General features: G+C 61.8%; 9 protein-coding genes and 1 pseudogene. 6 read left to right on the plus strand and 4 right to left on the minus strand.

The features are described from left to right. Positions 1-65 precede the first annotated feature (65 nt). The 6 genes from HJC00_RS20490 (at position 66) to HJC00_RS20515 (ending at position 5,114) form a co-directional block, all read left to right on the plus strand. Positions 66-1,064, plus strand: a complete 999-nt coding sequence (locus tag HJC00_RS20490; RefSeq protein ID WP_210631207.1) for an RluA family pseudouridine synthase — start codon at positions 66-68, stop codon at positions 1,062-1,064. Next, entirely contained in the window at positions 1,061-1,714 is a 654-nt protein-coding gene (locus HJC00_RS20495; protein WP_210631208.1) for an HAD-IA family hydrolase, read from the plus strand. The genes HJC00_RS20490 and HJC00_RS20495 overlap by 4 nt, the downstream gene beginning before the upstream one ends. A 9-nt stretch (positions 1,715-1,723) precedes the next feature. Next, positions 1,724-2,509: an ATP12 family chaperone protein gene (locus HJC00_RS20500; protein WP_221147769.1), complete on the plus strand. Its 786-nt coding sequence runs from the start codon at positions 1,724-1,726 to the stop codon at positions 2,507-2,509. Positions 2,510-2,575: 66 nt separating this feature from the next. After that, positions 2,576-3,034 (plus strand): hypothetical protein, encoded by a 459-nt coding sequence (locus tag HJC00_RS20505; protein ID WP_210631210.1) that lies wholly within the window; start codon positions 2,576-2,578, stop codon positions 3,032-3,034. A gap of 36 nt (positions 3,035-3,070) precedes the next feature. Continuing rightward, on the plus strand, positions 3,071-4,603 hold the full coding sequence (locus tag HJC00_RS20510) for an acyl-CoA carboxylase subunit beta (protein WP_210631211.1): 1,533 nt from the start codon (positions 3,071-3,073) through the stop codon (positions 4,601-4,603). Positions 4,604-4,721: 118 nt separating this feature from the next. Then, positions 4,722-5,114, plus strand: coding sequence for a DoxX family protein (locus HJC00_RS20515; RefSeq protein ID WP_210631212.1), 393 nt, complete (start codon positions 4,722-4,724; stop codon positions 5,112-5,114). 48 nt (positions 5,115-5,162) lie between these two features. Here HJC00_RS20515 and sugE read toward each other — a convergent pair whose 3' ends face one another. The 4 genes and pseudogenes from sugE to HJC00_RS20535 all read right to left on the minus strand — a co-directional run. Next, complete coding sequence (gene sugE, locus HJC00_RS20520) at positions 5,163-5,477, minus strand: quaternary ammonium compound efflux SMR transporter SugE (RefSeq protein WP_210631213.1); 315 nt, start codon at positions 5,475-5,477, stop codon at positions 5,163-5,165. 165 nt (positions 5,478-5,642) lie between these two features. Beyond that, on the minus strand, positions 5,643-6,110 hold the full coding sequence (locus HJC00_RS20525) for a YaiI/YqxD family protein (protein WP_210631214.1): 468 nt from the start codon (positions 6,108-6,110) through the stop codon (positions 5,643-5,645). Between the two features lie 10 nt (positions 6,111-6,120). Further along, positions 6,121-6,594: a GNAT family N-acetyltransferase gene (locus HJC00_RS20530; RefSeq protein ID WP_210631215.1), complete on the minus strand. Its 474-nt coding sequence runs from the start codon at positions 6,592-6,594 to the stop codon at positions 6,121-6,123. Then, a pseudogene (locus tag HJC00_RS20535) lies at positions 6,594-6,720 on the minus strand (S-(hydroxymethyl)glutathione dehydrogenase); the annotation flags it as partial. The gene HJC00_RS20530 and the pseudogene HJC00_RS20535, both read right to left, overlap by 1 nt.

Raw genomic sequence — 6,720 nt, forward strand, 5'->3', positions numbered from 1 at the left:
AAATGCTCTAAGGCTGCGGCAAGAACGCCGGCTTGGCCCGCGCTGCAATTTCCGAAAGACTATTCATGGCTGGCATAGAACATATAAAGGTTGAACCTGACGAGGCGGGCATGCGGCTCGATCGCTGGTTCAAGGTGCATTTTCCCGGGCTGGGCTTCGGGCCGCTGCAGAAGCTGCTGCGCTCCGGCCAGATACGCGTGGACGGCGGACGCGTGAAATCGGATGCACGCGTGCAGCCCGGTCAGACGGTGCGCGTGCCGCCGCTCGATGTCGACGCCAGGCTGAAAACCGGGCCGATCGCCGGCAAGGATCTCAAACATTCCACGGATTTCGACCTCCTGTCACGCATGGTGCTGCATGAGGACGACAAGGTGATCGTCCTCAACAAACCGGCCGGCCTTGCCGTGCAGGGCGGTTCCGGTGTCGCCAGGCATATCGACCAGATGCTCGAGGCCTGGACCAGCCCGAAGGGCGAGAAGCCGCGCCTCGTTCACCGCCTCGACCGCGACACGTCAGGCGTGCTCGTCATCGCCCGCACCCGGGGCGCGGCACAGAAGCTGACGGCCGCCTTCCGCGAGCGCGATACGAAGAAGACCTATTGGTCTCTGGTGAAAGGCGTGCCGCGCAAGCGTGAGGACAAGATTTCGACTTGGCTCGTCAAGGAGCCGACGGCTGATGGCGACCGCATGCGCATCGCCAAGCATGGCGAAGAGGGCGCCGATCATGCCGTGTCCTATTACCGCATCGTCGAGACGGCGGCGCAACGTCTCGCCTGGCTGGAGATGGAGCCCTATACGGGGCGCACACACCAGCTTCGTGTTCACGCTTTGCACATCGGCCATCCGATCATCGGCGATCCCAAATATTTCGACGATGATCCGAACTGGGATTTTCCCGGCGGTATCCAGAAGCGGCTGCATCTGCACGCCCGCCATATCGACATTCCGCATCCCTCCGGCGGCCGGCTGCGCGTCACCGCGCCTTTGCCGCCGCATATGGTGCAGAGCTGGAATTTGCTCGGCTTCGATGAAAATTCGGCTCCCATCCTGGACGACGAAGCATGAAACTTGCGCTTTTTGATTGCGACGGCACATTGGTCGACAGTGCCGGGCTGATCCACGAAACGATGCGCCGCACCTTCGCGAAGTTCGGCAAGGCGGAACCTCGATTTGACGACACCAAGGCCATTATCGGCCTGTCGCTGGATATCGCGATCGCCCGCATGCAGGGCAGGCCGCATGTCGAGCAGGAAGACATCGACATGACGGCGCATTATAAATCGCTGTTTACGATCGTGCGTAGGGATCTCGACCACAGAGAGCCGCTGTTTGCCGGCATTCGCGAGATGATCGATGCGATCAGCGGCCGCGAGGATCTGCTGATCGGGGCGGTGACCGGCAAATCCCGGCGCGGGCTGAAGCTGGTGATGGAGACGCACGGCTTCGACAAGCATTTTGTCGTTGCGCGCACCGCCGACGACTGCCCCTCCAAGCCGCATCCGGCCATGGTGACGGAATGCTGCGACGAAACCGGGATGAATGCCGCCGATACCATTGTCATTGGCGACGCGGTTTACGATATGCAGATGGCAAAGGCTGCCGGCGCAAAAGCGATCGGTGTTGCCTGGGGTTATGCCAGCGTGGATGAGCTGATCGCCAACGGCGCCGATGCGATCGCCTACCATCCGAACGAGATATTGCGCCATTTTTCCTGAGGTGAGCCCATGCGCGATCTGCTGAACGATCTGTCCGAGGGACTGAGCCATCCCGATCCCATCCGTCGAGCCCAGATCCAGACGAAAAAGCCGCTGCCGAAGCGTTTCTACACCGACGTGGCGGTCGCCGAGCACGAGGGCAGTTTCGCAATCATGCTCGACGGCAAGTCGGTGCGCACGCCGGCACGGCAGGTTCTTGCCGTTCCCACAGAGGCGCTCGCACAACTTGTCGCCGCCGAATGGCGTGGGCAGGGCGAGGAAATCGATCCGGTCACTATGCCGGTGACCCGGCTGGTCAACACCGCGCTGGATGGTGTGACAACCAATACGCAGGCGATCTTCGAAGACATTCTCCGCTTTTCCTCGAGCGACCTCATCTGCTACCGCGCCGACGGGCCGGAGCTGCTGGTCGAGCGCCAGAGGGAACGTTGGGACCCGATCATCGACTGGGCGGCCAGCGATCTCGGTGCCCGTTTCATTCTCGTCGAGGGGGTAATGCATCACGAACAGCCGCGTGAGGCGACCGCTGCCTTCGCCGTGACGCTGGCGCGGCATCAGAGTGCGATGGCGCTCGCCGCCCTCCATACGATCACGACGCTGACCGGCTCGGCGATCCTGGCGGTTGCCTTGGCCGAGGGCCGGGTGACGGTGGAGGAGACATGGTCGCTTGCGCATCTCGATGAGGACTGGACGATCGAGCATTGGGGGCGCGACGAGGAAGCCGAAGAGCGGCGGGCCAAGCGCTTTGCCGAGTTCAAAGCGGCAGCGGACGTTTTTTTCGCCCTAAGCGCCTGAAACATATTGCCTTCTCAGACATTATGGCGAAATCTGCGACTCCAACGGGTGGTGCGGGATTTTGCGATGGATTGGCTGAGGTCGTGTTTTTGCCGGACCGTGCTCGTCTGTATCGCGCTGACGGCCTGCGGCAGCCTCTCGGCCAACAAGCCGAAGGCGCCGCTCTATGATGTGCGCAGCGCCGTCGTTCTTTCCGGCCCGAACATCCCGGCCGAGCTGCTTGCCGGGATCAACGACCGCGTCAATGCCGCGATCAATGCAACGATGCGCGACACCGTGCTGCCGCGGGTGGTGCTGACGATCCGCGTGGTCTCGATCCAGAAGGGACTCGGTTTCCAAAAGGATCGCAACGTCGCCAAAATCAGCGTCGACGCGGCTTCGGTCGAGGATGGCTCGGTGATTGCCGTCAGCGCCTTCGATGTGACCAGTATCGCCGCCGATCCGAAACTTGCCGACGACATCATCGCCGAGGACGTCGCTGCACGGATTCGCTCGGTTTTCTCGCTTAGCGGACGCAGCCGCTAGCGAATATCGGCCGCGAGAGCGGCGAGGGGAGATCGCATGAAGGAAATTCTCGAAGAACTGGAACGCCGCCGCGGCATCGCCCGCCTAGGCGGCGGCAAGGAGCGCATCGATGCTCAGCACAAGCGCGGCAAGCTGACGGCGCGCGAGCGCATCGACCTCTTCCTCGACGAGGGCTCCTTCGAAGAGTTCGACATGTTCGTGGAGCACCGCTCCACTGATTTCGGCATGGATAAGAGCCGTATCGCCGGCGACGGCGTCGTCACCGGCTGGGGCACGGTCAGCGGCCGCACGGTTTTCGTCTTCGCCAAGGACTTCACCGTCTTCGGCGGCTCGCTTTCGGAGGCGCATGCGGAGAAGATCATGAAGGTGCAGGACATGGCGCTGAAGAACCGCGCGCCAATCGTCGGCATCTACGATGCCGGCGGCGCGCGCATCCAGGAAGGAGTGGCCGCGCTTGGTGGTTATGCCGAAGTCTTCCAGCGCAATGTGCTTGCCTCGGGCGTCATTCCGCAGATTTCCGTGATCATGGGCCCCTGCGCCGGCGGCGACGTCTATTCGCCCGCCATGACCGATTTCATCTTCATGGTGCGCGATACCTCCTACATGTTCGTCACCGGCCCCGACGTGGTGAAAACGGTGACCAACGAGACGGTTACGGCTGAAGAACTCGGCGGCGCCGTGGTGCATACGGTGCGCTCGTCGATTGCCGACGGCGCCTATGAGAATGATGTCGATACGCTGTTGCAGGTGCGCCGGCTGATCGATTTCCTGCCGCTTTCGAACACGTCGCCGGTGCCTGAGATCGAATGTTACCAGTCAGTGACCGAGACCGATGCGTCGCTCGACACGCTGGTGCCGGCGAGCGCCAACAAGCCCTATGATATCAAGGAGCTGATCCGGAAGGTGGCGGACGAGGGGGATTTCTTCGAGATCCAGGAGAGCTTCGCCAAAAACATCGTCTGCGGCTTCGGCCGCGTCGAAGGCTCTACCGTCGGTTTCGTCGCCAACCAGCCGATGGTGCTGGCCGGCGTGCTCGACAGCGATGCCTCGCGCAAGGCGGCGCGTTTCGTGCGCTTCTGCGACTGCTTCAATATTCCGATCGTCACGTTCGTCGACGTGCCGGGCTTTCTGCCGGGCACGGCGCAGGAATATGGCGGCCTGATCAAGCATGGCGCCAAGCTGCTCTTCGCCTATGCGGAAGCAACGGTGCCGAAGCTCACCGTCATCACCCGCAAGGCCTTTGGCGGTGCCTATGACGTGATGGCGTCTAAACATCTGCGCGGCGATTTGAATTATGCCTGGCCGACGGCGCAGATCGCCGTGATGGGCGCCAAGGGCGCGGTCGAGATCATCTTCCGCAAGGATATTGCCGATCCGGAGAAGATCGCCGCCCATACGAAAATGTACGAGGACAGGTTCCTGTCGCCCTTCGTCGCTGCCGAGCGCGGTTATATCGACGAGGTGATCATGCCGCATTCGACCCGGCGGCGGCTGGCGCGCGGTCTGAAGATGCTGCGCAACAAGGATCTCGCCAATCCCTGGAAAAAACACGACAATATCCCGCTCTGATATCCGGCCGCGTGTTGCCTGCTGTCGAAAAAGTGAACGGCCGTCAGCGATCCGTGTGTTCAATCGCGGCCGGGGACGGGCTAACGCTCGGCTGCAATTTCTTTAATGGAGAGGTTTAATGTCAACTTTCGAGCGTCTTTCCGCCTATCGCCCCTATGGGCTGGCCGCTCTCAGAATCATCACTGCACTGCTGTTCATCGAGCATGGCACGATGAAGCTTTTCGCCTTTCCGGCTGCGCAGATGCCAGGCCCGCTGCCGCCATTGATGCTTTTCGCGGCTCTTCTGGAGCTTGTCGGCGGTCTCCTCATTCTGGTCGGCCTGCTGACGCGTCCGGTCGCCTTCCTGCTGGCCGGCCAAATGGCGGTCGCTTATTTCATGGCGCATGCCCCGAACAGCTTCTTCCCTGCCCTCAACCAGGGCGACGCCGCGATCTTGTTCTGCTTCGTCTTCCTCTACCTGTTTTTCTCCGGTCCCGGCGCTTTTGCGGTCGATAACCGCAAGATGGCTTGAAACGGACAATGACTGCGGGGCGTTTCGGCGCCCCGCAGCATTTCGGAATCAGGCGGTGAGCTTGAGGCCGGCGATGCCGGTGACGATCAGCGCGATGCAGGCGAGACGGGAGACACTTGCCCCATCACCAAGCAGCCAAATGCCGAGGAGCACGGTGCCGACCGTGCCGATGCCGGTCCAGACCGCATAGGCGGTGCCGATCGGAAGATACCTCACCGCCAGGCCAAGCAGGACGACGCTCACGACCATTGAAATGACGGTCAGCGCCGTCGGCAGCGGCCGCGTGAAACCCTCGGTGTATTTAAGGCCGATCGCCCAGCCACATTCGAAAAGACCGGCGAGAAAAAGCAGAAACCAGGCCATACGCCTCTCCTTGTTCAAGAGCGAGGCCGTCCCCGCGACGGTTGCATCCTCTGGACGCCGCAGTCGTCTGCGATAGTGCCTATATCAGTGAGGGAACGGCCGTCTTCAAGGTAGGAATCGGCATGGCTGCCATGCCACCCGTTTCTTGCCGGCCTGCGGAGGAGATCATGGCCGGCCGCCGGCCTCGCTGGAAAGGTTCTTGGCGCGGCGGCAGAGGCGATCGAAGGTCTCGAGGAATCGCGAGCGGTCTTTCGGGCTGAAGGCGGCGTTGTAACCTTTGCTTTCCCCGGTTTCGCGCAGATGCGCACCAAGATCGCGCATGGCGCTCGCCATGCCGATATTGGTTTCATCGAAGACACGTCCGGTCGGGCCGCTGACGAAAGCGCCGGTCGCGACGCAGCGTACGGCCAGCGGCACGTCGGCAGTAACGACGACGTCGCCCGCGCCTGCGCGCTCGGCGATCCAGTTATCGGCGGCATCGAAGGCGTTGGAAACGATGACGTTGTGGATCATGGGATCGCGGGACGGGCGCAGGCCGGAATTGGCGACGAAGGTAACTTCAAGGCCGTGGCGTTCGGCAACCTTCAGGATTTCCGGCTTCACCGGGCAGGCATCGGCGTCGACATAGATCATGGCGGTATCCTCATGCCGGATGAATGGCAGGCTGTCTGACCATATCGACATGGGGAATGCCGTCTTCCAGATATTCCTGTGACGTCCCGACAAAGCCGAAGGATTCATAGAAGCGGCGCAGATGGGCCTGCGCCGACAAGGCGATCGGATTTGCCGGATAAAGCCGCTCACAGGCGGTGATCGATTCGCGCACCAATGCATCGCCCAGACGTTTGCCGCGATGGGCAGGCGAGACGACGACGCGGCCGATCTTTGACGGCTCCTGTGGCTCATGTGGTTTCAGGATCCGCGCCGCCGCCAGGAGGTCACCGCCCTCCAGCAGTCGCAGATGCAGAGCATCGATGTCCTTGCCGTCGAGTTCCGGATAGGGACAGTTCTGCTCGACGACGAAGACATCGACCCGCATTCGAAGGAGGTCGTAGAGCTCCCGCGCGGGGAGCTCATCGAAATGCCTGAGATCGACCCGGTAGTTGGCTGCCGCCATCAGTACACCACCACGCCGCGGATGCTTTCGCCCTTGTGCATCAAGTCGAAGCCCTTGTTGATGTCTTCGAGCGGCATCGTGTGGGTGATCATCGGATCGATCTGGATCTTGCCCTGCATGTACCAG

Source organism: Rhizobium sp. NLR22b, from assembly GCF_019685295.1.
GTDB lineage: Bacteria > Pseudomonadota > Alphaproteobacteria > Rhizobiales > Rhizobiaceae > Rhizobium.

Excerpts from the sequence above, each read along its gene's own strand:
- HJC00_RS20500 (WP_221147769.1), top strand. The coding sequence starts at position 1,724 with ATGCGCGATCTGCTGAACGATCTGTCCGAGGGACTGAGCCATCCCGAT.
- HJC00_RS20530 (WP_210631215.1), bottom strand. The coding sequence starts at position 6,594 with ATGGCGGCAGCCAACTACCGGGTCGATCTCAGGCATTTCGATGAGCTC.
- sugE (WP_210631213.1), bottom strand. The coding sequence starts at position 5,477 with ATGGCCTGGTTTCTGCTTTTTCTCGCCGGTCTTTTCGAATGTGGCTGG.
- HJC00_RS20490 (WP_210631207.1), top strand. The coding sequence starts at position 66 with ATGGCTGGCATAGAACATATAAAGGTTGAACCTGACGAGGCGGGCATG.
- HJC00_RS20510 (WP_210631211.1), top strand. The coding sequence starts at position 3,071 with ATGAAGGAAATTCTCGAAGAACTGGAACGCCGCCGCGGCATCGCCCGC.
- HJC00_RS20525 (WP_210631214.1), bottom strand. The coding sequence starts at position 6,110 with ATGATCTATGTCGACGCCGATGCCTGCCCGGTGAAGCCGGAAATCCTG.
- HJC00_RS20495 (WP_210631208.1), top strand. The coding sequence starts at position 1,061 with ATGAAACTTGCGCTTTTTGATTGCGACGGCACATTGGTCGACAGTGCC.
- HJC00_RS20515 (WP_210631212.1), top strand. The coding sequence starts at position 4,722 with ATGTCAACTTTCGAGCGTCTTTCCGCCTATCGCCCCTATGGGCTGGCC.
- HJC00_RS20505 (WP_210631210.1), top strand. The coding sequence starts at position 2,576 with ATGGATTGGCTGAGGTCGTGTTTTTGCCGGACCGTGCTCGTCTGTATC.